The sequence below is a fragment of the Pedobacter gandavensis genome, from assembly GCF_032678465.1.
Classification (GTDB): Bacteria; Bacteroidota; Bacteroidia; order Sphingobacteriales; family Sphingobacteriaceae; genus Pedobacter; species Pedobacter gandavensis_B.
In genome coordinates, this window is record NZ_JAVTSK010000001.1 from 491,908 (window position 1) to 508,856 (window position 16,949).

Here is a 16,949-nt window from a genome sequence, read left to right on the forward strand (position 1 = left end):
ATTTGGTGCATAATCTGGTTATAGATATCGGGAATACAAACAGTAAGGTGGCTGTTTTTGATGACAGAACTATTGTTCATACTCAGGTATTTAAGCAACTTGCTCCGGAGGTATTGATAGATTTGATTCAACAATACCAAATCACCTGCTCCACCATCTCTAGTGTTGGACCCGAATTGAAAGAGGTCGTAGAAGTATTGAAAAACAATACGGTTTATATCCCTTTTTCTACCGGTGTGAACACAGGAATTAAAAATTATTATCAAACAATTGCTACGCTGGGACTGGATCGCTGGGCAAAAATTATTGCTGCGAATCATTACCATCAGGGAAAAAATTGTTTTCTGATTGATGCAGGTACCTGTATTACTTATGATCTGCTGAACGCGCAGAATGAGTATTTTGGAGGGAGTATCAGTTTAGGAATAGACATGCGTTTCAAAGCATTAAACCATTATACAGGGCGATTGCCATTGGTAGACTGGGATCGTGAAGGCGGAATTGTACCGGAAGGTACCAATACCACTACCGCGATCCAGAATGGTGTTTTACAAGGTGTAATTAATGAAGTGGAGGGCTTTATCGCTCAACAAAATAATAAATATAGTGACCTTACGGTATTGATAACAGGGGGTAATGCTGCATTTTTGCTGAAACAATTAAAAAACAGCATCTTTGCGCCTCAAATTATTCATGATCCGTATCTGGTGATAAAAGGATTAAATGAAGTCATTGCTTTCGAATATGTACAAAAAAATTAATTATATAGCAGCAGTATTAGTTTTGTTTACCGGCCTTACTGCCCAGGCACAGATTACAGCTCAGTCTCCATATTCACAATATGGCCTTGGAAATATGAAACCATTCGTGCTTCCTCAGTTAAGGGCAATGGGTGGAATATCTGCTGGTGTGTATAAGCCGAATGGATACAACAATATTAACATGCAAAATCCAGCGTCCTACCCTGGAATTAATATGACTACTGCTGATATTGGCTTATCAGGTACATTTTATACATTAAATAAAGGAAGTCTTTCTGAGAAAAGTTTCAATGGTTCATTAAGCCATATCGCATTTGCATTCCCTGTTAAGCAAGGAAAAACAGGATTGAGTTTTGGTTTAATGCCATTTACACAAGTAGGTTATGATTACCAAAATACGAGCAGAGTTGATACCTCGAATGCGATCTCCAGATTTACAGGTCAGGGTGGTTTAAATAAAGCGTATTTAGGAATTGGTCAGGCTATTGGTGATAACTTTAGAATTGGAGCAAACGTAGAATATATCTTTGGGGAAATCGAAAACAGTAGCTCATTCGAATTACAACGGTTAAATTCGATTTACACCAGGATGCAAAATAAAAATAGTGTAGGTGGACTGAGCTTCTCTTATGGTGCTCAGTATGAGATTAAATTAGGTAGTAAAAAGAGAATTACCCTGGGCTACTCTGGTTCTGCTTCCTCTACAATCAATTCTACCCGATCTTATTTGGCTTCACAGTTCATCAGAGATTCAGAAGGGGAGGATTCCGGTGTTGCTGATACGATATCTCATATTAACGGTGCCAAAACAAACTTAAAACTTCCATTAACGCATAACTTTGGTTTTACCATTCAAAAGGATAACAAATGGTTGTTTGGTGCGGATTATAGAATGGGTGGATGGAAAAAATTAACCATTGCTGGTGTGAATCAAGGTTTACAAGATAGCTGGGGAGTTTCTGCAGGAGGTCAATACACTCCTGACATGGGTTCTATCAATAACTATTTCGAGCGTATCGATTACCGCTTAGGTTATACTTACGATAAGACGTATATCCAGAAAGCCGGTCAGGATATTAAACAACAAGCTGTGACTTTTGGTTTGGGATTGCCTTTAGCTTCGAGCCGATACTCAATCTATAAATTGAACTTCACAACGGAAATCGGACAAAGAGGAACGTTGTCGAATGGATTGGTAAAAGAAAATTACATCAATTTCCATATTGGATTTACACTTAATGATACCTGGTTTATTAAAAATAAGCTTTATTAAGCAGCAGATGAGATTCTTAGGCATACCTTCTGGTTTGGCTGTACTTTGCTTATTCCAGCTATGCTTGAGTTCTTGTGGGGAAGACGATTTGAAAAAAGCCGCCCCACTTTCTAAAGAGGACATGGTGCTCAACCGGGACAGGACTACAGGGGTGGAAATCATTTACAGTGATTCTTCTGTTGTAAAAGCAAAAGGAACAGCACCGATCATGGATAAAATTACCCCTAAGAATGGAGCTACCTATCAGGAGATGCCTAAAGGGGTAAAAATTAATTTTCTTAACGATAGTCTAAAGGTCAAAGGTTCTATTACTTCTGACTATGCGATCTCCAAAGATGTGGAGAAAATCATCATCTTTAAACGCAATGTGATCGTAGTTGACGAACAACTTACTTTCAACACGGAAGAACTGACCTGGGATCAAAACAAAAAAATGTTTTTTTCTCCATCAGGAGTCATCACCAAACCTGATGGTACGGTTATCAATGCGATTAACTTCAGCGCAACGCAGGATTTTAGCGTTTTTAACTTCGAACAGGGGTATGGTGAGACTTATGTTGACAAAAATTTCGGCGAATAATCTTAGGATTTAAAAGCCCATATTTCCTTAATTTTTAAATACTTAATCAAAAACAATTTTATATTTTCTTTTTTTCGCAAAAGTTGTATCTTGCGCCCTCTTAAAAAGGATTTATAAATAAGAATATTATGGGTTTAATGACATTTTTGCGGAATCGCGCAGGCTACATTCTGATCGGTGCCATCGGTTTTGCAATTGTTGCATTTTTAGTTGGTGATGCAATTAACGTAGGTAAGCCTTTCTGGGCGGAATCTCAAAAGGTTGTAGGATCGATTGACGGTGAAGATATTAGCATTGATACTTTTGGTCCTAAAGTTGACCAGAGTTTAGCGCAGTTTAAACAACAATACGGTGGCTCTGGCAATGCCCAAATGCAGGCTATGGCAGTAGACAACGTTTGGAACGGTGAAATTGCAACGGTTCTTTTAGGTAAAGAATACAGCCGTCTTGGTTTGACTATTTCTGGTGATGAATTGTTTGATTTATTGCAAGGTAAAAACCCTAGTCCACTGATTGTTCAATATTTTGGTAACCCACAAACAGGTCAGGTAAACCGTGCTGAAGTGATCAACTCTCTAAAGCAACAGGCAAAAAATCCTCAGTTGAAACAACAATGGGATATGTTGCAGGCAGAAATTGAAAAACAAGCTTTACAACAAAAATATGCGAACCTGGTTCGTAATTCAGTATATGTAACCACTCTGGAAGCAAACGATGAATATATCAACCGTAATAAACTGGCTAACTTTAAATATGTAGCCCTTGATTATGCTGGTATTCCTGATGCAAGTGTGAAATTGACAGAATCAGATTACTCTGATTATTATAATGCCAATAAAGCTCGCTTTGAAAGTCCTGCAGAAACCCGTTCATTCGAGTATGTTACTTTCAGTGTTAACCCAACAAAAGATGATTCTGTTGCGGTAAGAACTCAAGTAGAGAAATTAGCTGCAGATTTCAAAACTGCTGCAAATGATTCTTTATTTGCTGCTTTAAATTCAGATGTTAAAGTTCCTTATACGTACCTGACTAAAGGTAAATTAGATCCTGCTGTTGATTCTGTAGTTTTTAATCTTCCTGCAGGTAGCTATTATGGCCCTAAATTCTCAGGTAACTCTTATAAATTAGTAAAAGTTGTGGATACTCGTTTCTCTCCGGATTCAGTAAAAGCAAGCCATATCTTAATCGATCCAGCTAAATTAGGTGGTGTGGATAAAGCGATCAAATTAGCTGATTCCCTAAAAGCTTTGGTTCAAGGTGGTGCAAGTTTCGCTACTTTGGCAAAACAATACAGCGTAGATGGTTCGAAAGATAAAGGCGGCGACCTTGGTACTTTCAGCCGCGGACAAATGGTTCCTGAATTTGAGAACGCTGCTTTCAATGGTAAACCTGGTGATCTTAAAGTGGTCACTTCTCAGTTCGGTGTGCACTTGATTAAAGTAGAGAAACAAGTAGGAAACTCGAAAGTAGCTAAATTGGCTTATATCGAGAAAAACCTTTCTCCAAGTAATAAAACTAAAGATGCGGCTTACAAAAAAGCAAGTAGCTTCCTTGCTGAAGTGAAAGACAATAACTTTAGCGAGCTGGCACAGAAAAAAGGTTATACTGTTGGTGTAGCCGATAAGGTGACTGCTTCTCAAGGTTTCGCTCCAGGTTTAGATAACCCTCGTCAGTTGATCCGCGATGCGTATGCTGCTGAGAAAGGTGATATCCTAAAAGAAATCTATCAAATGGATAATGCATTTGTGATTGCCCGTGTAACTGGTGTAAATCCAAAAGGTACATTGCCATTAGAAGCAGTTAAGAAAGAAATCGAGCCGTTGGTAATGAATGCTGTAAAAGCAAAACAATTGGTGGAAAAAGCAAATGCAGCCGTACAAGGCGCAGGAAATATTGATCAGGTAGCACAGAAATTAGGAAAAGCGGTTAACCCGGTTCAGAATATCGTGTTTGCTAACCCAATCATTCCAGGTGCTGCTCAGGAAAATAAATTGGTGGGTTCTGTATTCGGTTCTCAACCAGGCAAAGTTTCTAAACCAGTAGATGGTGAGCGTGGTGTATATGTGTTCACAGTAGATAACTTCATTAATCCAGCACCTTTAGCGAATACCTACAAACAAAAAGAAGCGATGATGCAGAGTATTGCTCAACGTTCTCTAGGTTCAGCTTTTCAGGCATTGCAGGATAAAGCCAAGATAAAAGATAATAGAGTGAAATTCTATTAATCTTATTTTACGTAATTTTGTAACCGGAAGTATTTTTGCTTCCGGTTTTTTTATTTTATAAGCATGGACATTCAAGAAAACTTCGTTAACAAAGTAGCTGCAAGTGGCTTGATCACCTTCAATCTGGAAGAGTATTACCATTCTGGTGAAAGAGTGGTTTATGATATCAAAGACAATCTTTTTCATGGACTCATGTTGAGAGAAAAAGACTTTAGAGAGTTTGTTAAAACCCATGATTGGGCTGGCTATACCGGAAAAAATATCGCAGTGATCTGCAGTACCGACGCAATTGTACCTACCTGGGCTTACATGTTGCTAGCCAATAAATTAAAACCTTATGCTCATGAAGTGGTATTTGGAAGCCTGGAGACTTTGGAAGCAGTGTTATTTAGCAAAGCCCTGGCTAAAATTGACCTGAATGCCTTCGCAGGTGAGCGTGTGGTAATTAAGGGCTGTGCAGATATCGACGTTCCAACCTCCGCTTATGTGGAGATTACCAGCTTGCTGACACCAGTGGTAAAAAGCATTATGTATGGTGAGCCTTGTTCTACTGTGCCAATTTATAAGCGAAAGGATTAAGTTTGGAGTGTTTTTTGTTTAAATCCTGATATGAAGAAATCATTATTGATCATCACTATTGCATTATTAAGTTTCAGGGGTCTGGCTCAGGAGCTTCCTTTTGTTAAAGAACCTGTTTTTCAGGTAGGGGAAGTGTTGAAATATAGATTAAGATATGGTTTCATTACCGCTGCCGAAGGCACCATAAAGGTATTGGATTCTGACCTTAAATTTGATGGTAAACCGACCTACCGGCTTTCCGTGGATGGAGAGACCTCAGGTTCCTTCGATATTTTTTATAAAGTAAGAGACCATTATGATTCTTATATCGATCGGGTAAACCTTAAGCCTTATTTCTACCAGGAGAAAATCCGGGAAGGTGGGTATCGCAGAGAGGATAAAGCCAGATTTTATCAGAATGAGCAAAAGGTGGTGGCTACAAAAGGGACTTTTAAAACTCCTGATAAACAAACATTCGACCTCGTGTCTGCCTATTATTTCGCCAGAAGTCTGGACATCAGTAAGCTGAACCCAGGAGATGAGGTGAAACTAAACTACTTTTTAGGCGATGAAATTAATCAGCTTCAAATCGAATTTATTGGCCGGGAAGTCATTAAAACAAAAATGGGCAAAATCAGATGTTTGAAATTTAGCCCTTCTATTAAGCCTGGAAGGGTTTTTAGAAAAGACAGTAGATTATACCTGTGGATCACTGATGATGGAAACAGGGTGCCTGTAAAGGCCCAGGTGGAGATTATTGTGGGCGCAGTGACTATGGAAATTAAATCAGTGGAAGGATTGAAGTATCCTTTGGCGATCGTAAAATAAATAAAATGATAGAAGTACAAAATACACTCGTTCACGAGGACCTGATTAGCGAAAGCTTTGTCTGCAACTTAAACAAGTGTAAAGGCATTTGCTGTGTGGAAGGTGATGCAGGTGCCCCTTTGGATGTTGCAGAAACCGCAATTCTTAAGGATATTTATCCGAAGATTAAACATCTTTTGGAAGAAAAAGGAATTCAGGCGATTGAAGAGCAGGGAACCTCAGTGGTTGATGCTGATGGTGACTTAACTACGCCTTGTGTGGATGGAAATAAGGAATGTGCCTATGTAACTTTCGAGAATGGCATTACTAAATGTGGCATAGAGAAAGGATATGAACTGGGTATCGTGGAATGGCAAAAGCCAATCTCCTGCCATTTGTACCCGATCCGTGTGACTCAATATCCCGAATTTGAAGTGTTGAACTACGATAGATGGCATATTTGCCATGATGCCTGCTCTTTTGGGAGAGAATTAAAAGTGCCGGTATATCAGTTTTTAAAAGGACCACTCATCAGAAAGTATGGCGCCGAATGGTATGCTGAACTGGAAAATAGTGTATCTTTAAATCGCGAAGGTTAAGCTGGACGCTCCTCTACGATTAATTAACCTAAACCAATAAAACATAAAACAAATACTGAAGTGAAAGGAATAATTTTAGCCGGTGGAAGCGGTACAAGACTGCACCCACTAACTCTTGTCATGAGTAAACAAATGATGCCGGTTTACGATAAACCGATGATTTATTACCCTTTGTCAACTTTAATGTTGGCTGGTATTAGAGAAATTCTGATCATTTCTACACCTCATGATCTTCCAAATTTTAAAAAGTTATTGGGCGATGGAAAAGAGCTGGGCTGTGAATTCTCTTATGCAGAGCAGGCTGTACCTAACGGTTTGGCACAGGCTTTTGTCATCGGTGCTGACTTTATCGGAACAGATAAGGTGGCCTTAGTTCTCGGTGATAATATTTTTTATGGTGATGGCATGTCAAATCTCTTACAGACAAGTGCAGATCCTGATGGAGGTGTGGTATTTGCTTATCGTGTTTCTGACCCTGAGCGCTATGGTGTGGTGGAATTTGATGAAGAAAACCGTGCAATTTCTATCGAAGAAAAGCCAGAGGCGCCAAAATCTGATTACGCAGTTCCTGGACTTTATTTTTACGACAATAGTGTGGTGGAGATTGCAAAGAATATTAAGCCTTCCCCTCGTGGTGAATATGAAATCACAGATGTGAATAAAGTATACCTGGAACAAAATAAGTTGAAAGTTGGGGTTTTAAGTAGAGGAACGGCCTGGTTAGATACCGGAACCTTCGCTTCCTTGATGCAGGCTGGTCAGTTTGTACAGGTGATTGAAGAACGTCAGGGCCTGAAAATCGGATGTATTGAAGAAGTGGCCTATCGTATGGGCTTTATAGATAAAGAACAGTTGTGTAAGATTGCTACACCATTAGTGAAAAGTGGTTATGGCGCTTATTTATTAAAAATGATCAAATAAGAGCGGGCAATGACCAGGTAAATCTGAGCTTAAAATCGTACTTATTTAAAATATAGTCAAGAACCCGGTAATTGCCGGGTTTTTTTATACATGTGATTTTGATGTTTCAAACAACAAAGTAACATTTTTATGGATGCCAAAATAGTTTAGTGTTTTGACAAATGCAGTAATTTTTCTCCCTAACAATCTGCTTTCTTTGAGTTTAGGTGCTTTTGGCTATATTCATAGCCAGGATCCTGTATAACCAAATCTTATTATCTAATGACAACGAAACTGAAATCTGGTATTTTGTTACTATTCTTCCTTTTATGTAGTTGTGTTGGTTTTTCACAACACGACCCTAAAGCATTGAAAGCCTGGCAAGATCAAAAATATAGTATGTTTATCCATTATGGCATTTATTCCGTATTAGGTGGTGTATGGGAAGGAAAGGAAATCAGTAAAGGTTTGAGCGAACAGATTCAGGCTCATGCAGGAATTTATAGCGATACTTATGCAAAAGTTGCTAAAAGGTTTAATCCAAAAGATTGGAATGCAGATTCTATCGTTTCCCTGGCTAAAAAAGCCGGGATGCGCTCCATTGTGATGACTTCTAAACATCATGATGGTTTTTGCATGTTTAAAACGGCAACTACCGATTTCAATGTGGTTGATGCCACACCGTTTAAGAGAGACATTTTGAAAGAGCTTTCGGATGCCTGTAAACGTGCTGGATTGAGGTTTGGTCTATACTTTTCTCTAATCGACTGGCACTATCCTCAGGCTTCGCCCATTTCGAGTAGTAATTCTGATTATATCACTCCAGAACACGTTCAATACAATAAAAAACAAATCACAGAATTGTTAAGTAATTACGGCCCAATTTCTGAATTATGGTTCGATATGGGATCTCAAAATGCTGATGAAAGTAAGGATCTGAGGGATTTGGTACATCAACTACAACCTGATTGTATGATCGGTAGCCGTATTGGTAATGATATGGGGGATTTCAATGTAATGGGAGATAACCAGGAACCAGATTATGCGATTGGTGTTCCATGGCAATCGCCAGCTTCATTCTTTGATGATACCTGGGGTTACAGGTCATGGCAGGAGAGAGGGAGTGAGAGGGTTAAAGCCAAAGAAAAATTGACTAGTCTGATCCGTGTAGTGAGTAGAGGAGGAAACTTCCTGTTGAATATTGGTCCCAAAGGCGATGGATCTGTAGTCGGTTTTGAAAGGGATATTTTACTCAGCATTGGAAAATGGCTGGATAAAAATGGAGAAGCCATTTATGGGGCAGATCCTGATCCTTTTCATGTTTCTTTTAAATGGGGAAGTTTAACATCAAAACCGAATAAGCTTTATCTGCACGTGATGAGCCGTCCTGAGAATGGACAGATCGTTTTGCCAGGGCTTACCGGAAAAATTAAAAGCATAGGAATACTGGGGGAGAAAAATCAAAAACTCAGTTTTACACAAAACAGTCAGGGGCTTAATATCAAAGTTCCGGCTACAATAGACCCAGATAAAGCGTTTAAAGTAATCGAGGTTACTTTTGTAAATGGCTATCATGTACCGCCAGCAAATGTGATTCCTATACCTGCTTCCGGTTTACATGTAAGCCATCCTGTGGCCGGATTGGTTTTAAATTCACACAATGCTTTTAAGCATTACAGCAGTTCAGGGATAGATTACAATACCAGATTTCAAAGTACGGTTAAAGAATCCTGGACTTTGGAGCCTGTAAAAACCGGGGAATTTGTCCCTCGGATTTATTATTCTGCAGAGGACAAAGGAAAGACGATCGACCTGGAATTAGATGGTAAAGTAATCCCATTGACTTTAACAGATGGTAAAACTGAAGCAATCAAACAAAAGGGAAGCCTCAGCTGGGGATCAATTTATTTAACGGATGCGGAGGAAACTGGCATTGAAGGTTTTCCAGGAGCAGTTAAAAATATCGATCCTACTCAGGTATGGGGTAATAAGAAGTCGCTAAGTTGGACAAAAAAGGCCGATTGGAAAAACAATGAAAAGTATTCATTGGAAGCAGACCGAAGTACGGCCGTGTACCTCTTACAGGAGATCCATGCAACAGAGGATCAGCCTTATCTGACTGACTTTACCAGTACAGATGGCATTGTAGTGGTGCTTAATGGAGAAGTTTTGGCTTTGCACAATAATCCTTTTAAGGAAAATCAGCTAAATGACCTGATTTTGCTGCCATTAAAGAAAGGCAAAAATCAGTTGTTAGTAAAGCTATACAATGGTTATCAAAAAAATATTGATCTTGGAATTGATCATGGGCAAGCCCAGGAATTATATTATAAAGAACTTCCCTCCATCTCCCTTGAAAAGGGAAAGTATTATCCTGTCAGCTGGAAGTTACATAAACCGCTTTCTCCACATAGTACGCTTCAATTGTCAAATGTTAGCCTTGTAATCCATACTAAGTAGCCAAAATCATTTAATGATATGATAATATCATAAAATAAAATGTAAGAGAATTCGCGTCCTTTGGGTAACCAAATAAATTAAACCAATGACTAAAAATAAATACCTGTTTCCGTTTATCATGATTACCTCCCTCTTTTTTATGTGGGGCTTTGTTCATAATCTTGATCCAATTTTAATCCCCCATCTTAAAAAGTCCTTTAGTTTGTCGACTTTGCAAGCTTCTTTGGTGGATTCAGCTGTATTTATTGCCTATTTCCTGATGGCCTTGCCTGCAGGATTTGTGATGAAGAAATTCGGTTATAAAGCAGGAATCATCCTTGGCTTGATCTTATTTGCCATAGGCTCGTTTTTATTCATTCCTGCCGCGAATATGCAATCCTATTTTTTCTTTTTGATTGCACTTTTTATCATCGCCTGCGGATTGACAATTCTGGAAACTGCAGCAAACCCTTATGCTTCTTTACTTGGGCCAGAGGAAACATCTACATTTCGTTTAAATTTTGCCCAATCTTTCAATGGTTTAGCAGCTACTTTAGCTCCCATTATTGGCGCCAAAATTATCATGACCAAGGGAAATACCGAAGAAGAATTAAATGCAATGACGGAATCAGCCAGACAAATTGCCCTGGCTTCTGAAGCATCCAGTGTGAAAATGCCATACCTGATTCTTGGGAGTATCATCCTGGTAATCGCCATCATTTTTATTTTTCTTAAACTCCCTGAAATCAAAGAAACAGCGCAAAAGAAGGGGGAAAAAACCGGTATCATTCATGCTTTAGCTCATAAACACCTGAGCTGGGCAGTAGTGACTCAGTTTTTCTATGTAGGCGCACAAGTATGCGTGTTTAGTCTTTTTATCTTATATGCGACTAAAGCAGCCGGAATTGACGAGCAGGAAGCGGCATGGTATGCCGGTTTTGGTGTAGGGATGGCTTTCATGATCGGCAGGTTCTTTGGCACATTTTTGATGAGGTTTATAGCACCTCCAAAATTGTTGTCGATTTATGCGGCAATTTGTATCCTATTATCTGCAGCAGCAATGACCGTTACAGGTATGATTGCTGTTTATGTTGTAATTGGAATCGCATTTTTTATGTCAATTATGTTTCCATCAATCTTCTCGCTGGGTATCAGAGATCTTGGAAAAGACACAAAATTCGGCAGTAGTTTGATCATTATGTCGATTGTTGGCGGTGCTGTTCTGCCATTAGGAATGGGCCATATTGCTGACTTTACCCACAACATTCAACTCGGATATATCGTTCCATTAATATGCTTTGTAGTGGTATTCCTATTCGGAATTAAAGGCCATAAGGTCGTTCCAATTACAGCAGCTAGTTCAAATTAAGTTATGAGTAAAAAGTATTATTTAACGCTGGATTTAAAAGCGGATGATCAATTGATCGCAGAATACGAAGCAATGCACCAGGCAGTATGGCCGGAAATCATTGAGAGCATTACTTCGTCCGGTATCGAGGATATGGAGATCTATAGGGTTGGAAATCGCCTTTTCATGATCATGAAGGTCAGCGATGAATTTAGCTTTGATAAAAAAGCAGCAATGGATGCAGGAAATGAGAAGGTACAGGAATGGGAAAATCTCATGTGGAAATATCAACAGGCCCTACCAGGCGCTAAACCTGGTGAGAAATGGATGATGATGGATAAAATATTTCAATTATAAAGGACGATGTCAGCAAGCAATAACAACAGTTTTTTACAGATCCATCCCGATGATAATGTGCTGGTAGCCCTGCAGGATTTACCGAAAGGACAGGTCATCGAATGGAACAACTCGCAAATTATCTTACAGGATGATATCCGGGCAAAACACAAGTTCTTTATCCAGGATATGAAGGTGGAGGATGAAGTAATCATGTATGGGGTATTGGTAGGAAAAGCAACAACTCCCATTAAAAAGGGAGGATTAATGACTACAGATAATATCCACCATGCTTCTCAGGATTATAGTTTCAGAGACATCAATTACCAATGGCAAAAACCTGATGTTTCCAGATTTAAAGATCGTACTTTTAATGGTTACCATCGTAAAGATGGCCGGGTGGGCACCGCAAATTATTGGTTGTTCATTCCTACGGTTTTCTGTGAGAACAGAAACCTCGATGTGATTAAAGAATCTTTATACCATACTTTGGGATATGCCGTAACAGATAAATATAGGTCCTTTACAGATCAATTGCTCAGTGCTTTTAATGAAGGGGCAGCACTGGCATCTTTTCAGTCAGACCAGATTTCTACGGCACAGCCTGCAAAGAACAGGGTGTTTAAAAATGTAGATGGCATCAAGTTTCTAAATCATCAGGGTGGTTGCGGTGGAACCAGACAGGATTCCGCATTGTTGAGCAATTTGCTGGCTGCATATGCAGATCATCCCAATGTGGCGGGAATCACGGTGTTGAGCCTTGGTTGTCAGCATTTGCAAACTCAGGATCTGTTAATGGATATTAAAAAGAGAAACCCGGCATTCGATAAGAACATCCTGATTTTTGAACAACAACAGAGTCAGAGTGAAGAACAATTGATAAAAGAAGCGATTCTGAAAACATTTGTAGGCTTAACGGAAATCAATAAAATAGAACGTGCCCCTGCTCCGCTAAGTGAGCTATGTGTAGGCGTAAAATGTGGCGGTAGTGATGGCTTTAGCGGGATTTCTGCAAATCCTTCAGTGGGTTATACCTCCGATTTGTTGGTGGCACTTGGAGCTAAAGTTCTGCTGGCAGAATTTCCTGAATTGTGTGGTGCAGAACAGAACATTATCGACAGATGTGTTGATAAAGCGACAGCTGATAAATTTATCCGCCTGATGCAGGAATATGATGCACAAGCGCATGCGGTAGGTTCAGGTTTTCATATGAATCCTTCACCTGGGAATATTAAAGATGGCCTGATCACTGATGCCATCAAAAGCACAGGGGCAGCTAAAAAAGCTGGGACCTCTCCGGTAGTAGATGTGCTGGATTATACGGAGCCTGTTACTCAAGCCGGACTAAGTCTGGTATGTACCCCTGGAAATGATGTGGAAGCCACAACAGGAAAGGCGGCAAGTGGTGCAACGCTGATCTTGTTTACCACTGGTCTAGGTACTCCAACAGGAAATCCAGTTTGTCCGGTGATTAAAATAGCCACAAATACAGCTCTGGCTACCAGAATGGGAGATATCATCGATATCGACACCGGTGCAATTATTCGCGGAGAAAAAACTATTGAAGAAATGGGACTGGAAATCCTGGAGTATTGTATCAAGGCGGCAAGCGGAGAAATCACGCCAAAGGCAGTATTACTGAACCAGGATGATTTCATTCCCTGGAAAAGAGGAGTTTCATTATAAATCAGTATCTCATTAAAGAAATAATATAGAAATTAGAAATTCATTGTACCAATAGAGTTTCATTATTTTATCATCATATGTTTAGTTTAAAAGGAAAATCAGCAATTATTACAGGTGGAGGCAGTGGAATCGGAAAAGCAATTTCCATGCTCTTTGCTAAACAAGGAGCAAATGTTCACATTATTGAATTAAATGTGGAAGCCGCGGAACAAGCGGTAACAGAAATTAAAGCCGCAGGCGGTCAGGCTGATGCTTATGGTTGTGATGTGAGCAAGCAGGAAGCAGTACTGGATGTTTTTCAAAAGATCGGTGCGATTGATATCTTAGTGAATAACGCAGGTATTGCACATATCGGAAAAGCAGATACGACTTCTGAGGAAGATTTCACCAAAGTATTCAATGTAAATGTAAAAGGTGCGTACAACTGTTTATATGCAGCTATTCCGGCATTGAAGAACAGTAGTTCAGCGGTAATCTTAAATATGGCCTCTATTGCGGCTGTAGTGGGGATCACAGACCGTTTTGCCTATTCTATGAGTAAAGGAGCCATCTTTGCGATGACCCTTTCTGTAGCCCGTGATTATATGGCAGAGGGGATCCGTTGTAACAGCATTTCTCCAGCCAGGGTACATACCCCATTCGTAGATGGCTTTATTGCCAAGAACTACGCCGGACAAGAAGCAGAGATTTTTGAGAAGTTATCGAAAAGTCAGCCGGTAGGGCGCATGGGTAAACCGGAAGAAGTAGCCTCATTGGCACTTTACCTGTGCTCAGAAGAAGCGGGTTTTATTACTGGTAATGACTATCCTCTGGATGGTGGTTTCATTAAATTGAATAACTAGCTAAACTATATTTATAAATTAGCTTTAGTAATCAAGCAATAAGCAATAACAGAATACACACAAATTATAGATAAACAGCAATGAAATTAATCAGATGGGGACTAGCCGATCAGGAAAAGACCGGTGTAATTATAAACGATATTTGGTATGATACTTCTGCTTTCGGAGCAGATTATAACGAACAGTTTTTTCAAAATGATGGCCTTACAAAATTAGCAGCTTTTGTGAAGGAAAATGAAGGTAAATTACCTGTTGTTCCTGCAGATATACGTCTGGGATCTCCGGTAGCACGCCCTTCAAAAATTGTTTGTATCGGCTTAAACTATGCAGATCATGCAAAGGAAACCAATGCTCCAATGCCACCTGAACCAGTGATTTTCATGAAATCTACGACATCTTTAGCCGGACCAAATGATAACATTACGATTCCTAAGAACTCTGTGAAAACAGACTGGGAGGTGGAACTGGCTGTCGTCATCAGCAAAAAAGCATCTTATGTGGAAGAAGCTGATGCCCTGGATTATGTGGCAGGTTATGTGTTGCATAATGATGTTTCAGAACGTGAATTCCAACTGGAAAGAAATGGTACATGGGATAAAGGAAAAGGTTGTGATACTTTCGCACCATTAGGTCCCTTCATGGCTACTCAGGATGAGATCTCAGATGTAAATAACCTTCGACTGTGGCTGACTGTAAATGGTCAGAAAATGCAGGATGGTAATACTTCTAACTTTATTTTTAACATTCCTTTTGTAATTTCTTATGTGAGTCAGTTTATGACTTTACTGCCAGGGGATGTGATTTCTACGGGAACTCCAGCAGGTGTTGGCTTAGGCTTTAACCCTCCGGTGTACTTGAAAGCGGGTGATGTTGTGGAGCTTGGTATTGACGGCCTTGGTACTTCAAAACAGCTGCTGGTAGATTATGTTAAAAATTGATTCACACCAACATTTTTGGAATTATGATGAGGTAAGAGATAGCTGGATCACAGAAGATATGGATGTGCTTCGGGATGATTTCTTACCCCAGCACCTTAAATCTATTCTGGAACATTACAACTTTGATGGTTGTATTGTGGTGCAGGCAGACCAAAGTCAGGAGGAAAATGATTTTCAATTGAATCATGCAGCTGTACATCCTTTTATCAAAGGTGTAGTCGGCTGGGTAGATCTTCAGGCCGCAGATATTGATACTCAATTGAGAAAGTTGAGTAAATATGAAAAGTTAAAAGGGTTCAGGCATATCCTCCAGGGGGAGCCTGACCCTGCCTTAATGCTAAAACCAGAATTCTTAAATGGCATTAGTAAATTAAGTGACTATGGCTTTACCTACGATATTCTCATTTATCCTCATCAATTGAAATACGCAGAAGAACTGGTCTCGAAATTTCCTCAACAACAGTTCATTCTGAATCACCTGGCTAAACCCAACATTAAAGAAGGCTTAATAGAGGAATGGAAACTAGACATCATTAATCTTGCAAAACACCGAAATGTAGCCTGTAAGGTGTCTGGTCTGGTTACTGAAGCCGATTGGAAGAAATGGAAGCAGAAGGATTTTACGCCTTATCTGGATGTAATATTCGAGGCTTTTGGTCCAAAGCGACTCATGTATGGCTCAGATTGGCCCGTATGCCTATTGGCAGCAGATTATGGAAGGGTGATCAGCCTGATGAAGAATTATATCGAGAAGTTCCCGCAAGAAGTACAAGAAGATTTCTGGGGAAACAATGCAAAGAACTTTTATAACCTAAAATAAGCAGTCAATGGATTTGCAATTAAAAGATAAGGTAATCGTCGTTACCGGAGGAGCCAAAGGTATTGGTGAAGCAATTGTCAGAGTTCTGGCAAAAGAAGGAGCGATACCTGTAATTGTGGGAAGAAATGCAGCCGATAACCAAAGGCTTGCAGATGATATTACTGCTGACGGGGATAGGGCATTTCAGTTGGTCGCCGAATTAACCAACCCGTCAGACAGTGAAAGGGCGATTCAGATCGTCCTGGAAAAATATGGTAGAATTGATGGTCTAGTTAACAATGCCGGAGTAAATGATGGCGTCGGATTGGAAACTGGAAATTATGAAAGCTTTGTAGAGAGTTTGCATAAAAATGTAATCCATTACTATCTAATGGCACATCATGCTTTACCGGCATTGAAGAAATCTAAAGGTGCAATTGTTAATATTGGCTCTAAAGTGGCTGATACAGGACAAGGTGGTACTTCTGCATATGCTGCTTCAAATGGTGGTAGAAATGCCTTGACGAGAGAATGGGCTGTAGAATTATTGCCTTATGGAATTAGAGTGAATTCAGTGATTGTTGCTGAGTGCTATACCCCACTATATCAAACCTGGATCAATTCTATTCCGAACTCTGAAGAAAAATTGGCGGATATTAAAGCGAAAATTCCTTTTGAGAATAGAATGACTACTGCCGAAGAGATTGCGAATGCAACGGTGTTTTTGCTTTCTGGAGTGTCAAGTCATACAACTGGTCAGCTGGTTTACATTGATGGTGGTTATGTGCATTTGGACCGTTCAATTAGCCCAATTTAAAAAAGAAAATCCTTTTCCTCCTCAAATCTTTGCTGAAGAGC

Annotated in this window: 16 protein-coding genes; all 16 read left to right on the forward strand. The window is 39.7% G+C overall.

All coding sequences use genetic code 11. The annotated features are described in order from the left end of the window. Positions 1-5: 5 nt before the first annotated feature. The 16 genes from R2Q94_RS02095 (at position 6) to R2Q94_RS02170 (ending at position 16,908) form a co-directional block, all read left to right on the forward strand. On the forward strand, positions 6-761 hold the full coding sequence (locus R2Q94_RS02095; RefSeq protein WP_316819773.1) for a type III pantothenate kinase: 756 nt from the start codon (positions 6-8) through the stop codon (positions 759-761). Continuing rightward, positions 724-2,034 carry a hypothetical protein gene (locus R2Q94_RS02100; RefSeq protein ID WP_316819774.1) on the forward strand — a complete coding sequence of 437 codons (1,311 nt, stop codon included), beginning with the start codon at positions 724-726 and terminating at the stop codon, positions 2,032-2,034. The genes R2Q94_RS02095 and R2Q94_RS02100 overlap by 38 nt, the downstream gene beginning before the upstream one ends. Before the next feature lie 7 nt (positions 2,035-2,041). Further along, positions 2,042-2,614 carry a hypothetical protein gene (locus R2Q94_RS02105; RefSeq protein WP_316819775.1) on the forward strand — a complete coding sequence of 191 codons (573 nt, stop codon included), beginning with the start codon at positions 2,042-2,044 and terminating at the stop codon, positions 2,612-2,614. 128 nt (positions 2,615-2,742) lie between these two features. Then, positions 2,743-4,839, forward strand: a complete 2,097-nt coding sequence (locus R2Q94_RS02110) for a peptidylprolyl isomerase (protein WP_316819776.1) — start codon at positions 2,743-2,745, stop codon at positions 4,837-4,839. 63 nt (positions 4,840-4,902) lie between these two features. Then, positions 4,903-5,418: a DUF2480 family protein gene (locus R2Q94_RS02115; protein WP_316819777.1), complete on the forward strand. Its 516-nt coding sequence runs from the start codon at positions 4,903-4,905 to the stop codon at positions 5,416-5,418. Between the two features lie 30 nt (positions 5,419-5,448). Continuing rightward, a complete protein-coding gene (locus R2Q94_RS02120; protein ID WP_316819778.1) occupies positions 5,449-6,225 on the forward strand; it encodes a DUF3108 domain-containing protein in 777 nt (258 codons plus the stop codon). Positions 6,226-6,230: 5 nt separating this feature from the next. Beyond that, the gene (locus R2Q94_RS02125; protein WP_316819779.1) at positions 6,231-6,803 is read left to right on the forward strand and encodes a DUF3109 family protein; all 573 of its coding nucleotides are present in this window, start codon (positions 6,231-6,233) and stop codon (positions 6,801-6,803) included. A 60-nt stretch (positions 6,804-6,863) separates the two neighbouring features. Then, positions 6,864-7,724: a glucose-1-phosphate thymidylyltransferase RfbA gene (gene rfbA / locus R2Q94_RS02130; RefSeq protein WP_316819780.1), complete on the forward strand. Its 861-nt coding sequence runs from the start codon at positions 6,864-6,866 to the stop codon at positions 7,722-7,724. Between the two features lie 261 nt (positions 7,725-7,985). Next, positions 7,986-10,163, forward strand: coding sequence for an alpha-L-fucosidase (locus R2Q94_RS02135; protein ID WP_316819781.1), 2,178 nt, complete (start codon positions 7,986-7,988; stop codon positions 10,161-10,163). Positions 10,164-10,248: 85 nt separating this feature from the next. Then, a complete protein-coding gene (fucP, locus tag R2Q94_RS02140; RefSeq protein ID WP_316819782.1) occupies positions 10,249-11,511 on the forward strand; it encodes an L-fucose:H+ symporter permease in 1,263 nt (420 codons plus the stop codon). Positions 11,512-11,514: 3 nt separating this feature from the next. Beyond that, entirely contained in the window at positions 11,515-11,847 is a 333-nt protein-coding gene (locus tag R2Q94_RS02145; protein ID WP_316819783.1) for an L-rhamnose mutarotase, read from the forward strand. Between the two features lie 6 nt (positions 11,848-11,853). After that, on the forward strand, positions 11,854-13,512 hold the full coding sequence (locus R2Q94_RS02150; protein ID WP_316819784.1) for an altronate dehydratase family protein: 1,659 nt from the start codon (positions 11,854-11,856) through the stop codon (positions 13,510-13,512). A 77-nt stretch (positions 13,513-13,589) separates the two neighbouring features. After that, complete coding sequence (locus R2Q94_RS02155) at positions 13,590-14,354, forward strand: SDR family oxidoreductase (RefSeq protein ID WP_316819785.1); 765 nt, start codon at positions 13,590-13,592, stop codon at positions 14,352-14,354. An 80-nt stretch (positions 14,355-14,434) separates the two neighbouring features. Next, positions 14,435-15,292 (forward strand): fumarylacetoacetate hydrolase family protein, encoded by an 858-nt coding sequence (locus R2Q94_RS02160; RefSeq protein ID WP_316819786.1) that lies wholly within the window; start codon positions 14,435-14,437, stop codon positions 15,290-15,292. Beyond that, the gene (locus R2Q94_RS02165; RefSeq protein ID WP_316819787.1) at positions 15,279-16,112 is read left to right on the forward strand and encodes an amidohydrolase family protein; all 834 of its coding nucleotides are present in this window, start codon (positions 15,279-15,281) and stop codon (positions 16,110-16,112) included. Before R2Q94_RS02160 ends, R2Q94_RS02165 begins: the two co-directional genes overlap by 14 nt. A gap of 7 nt (positions 16,113-16,119) precedes the next feature. Continuing rightward, the gene (locus R2Q94_RS02170; protein WP_316819788.1) at positions 16,120-16,908 is read left to right on the forward strand and encodes an SDR family oxidoreductase; all 789 of its coding nucleotides are present in this window, start codon (positions 16,120-16,122) and stop codon (positions 16,906-16,908) included. Positions 16,909-16,949 lie beyond the last annotated feature (41 nt).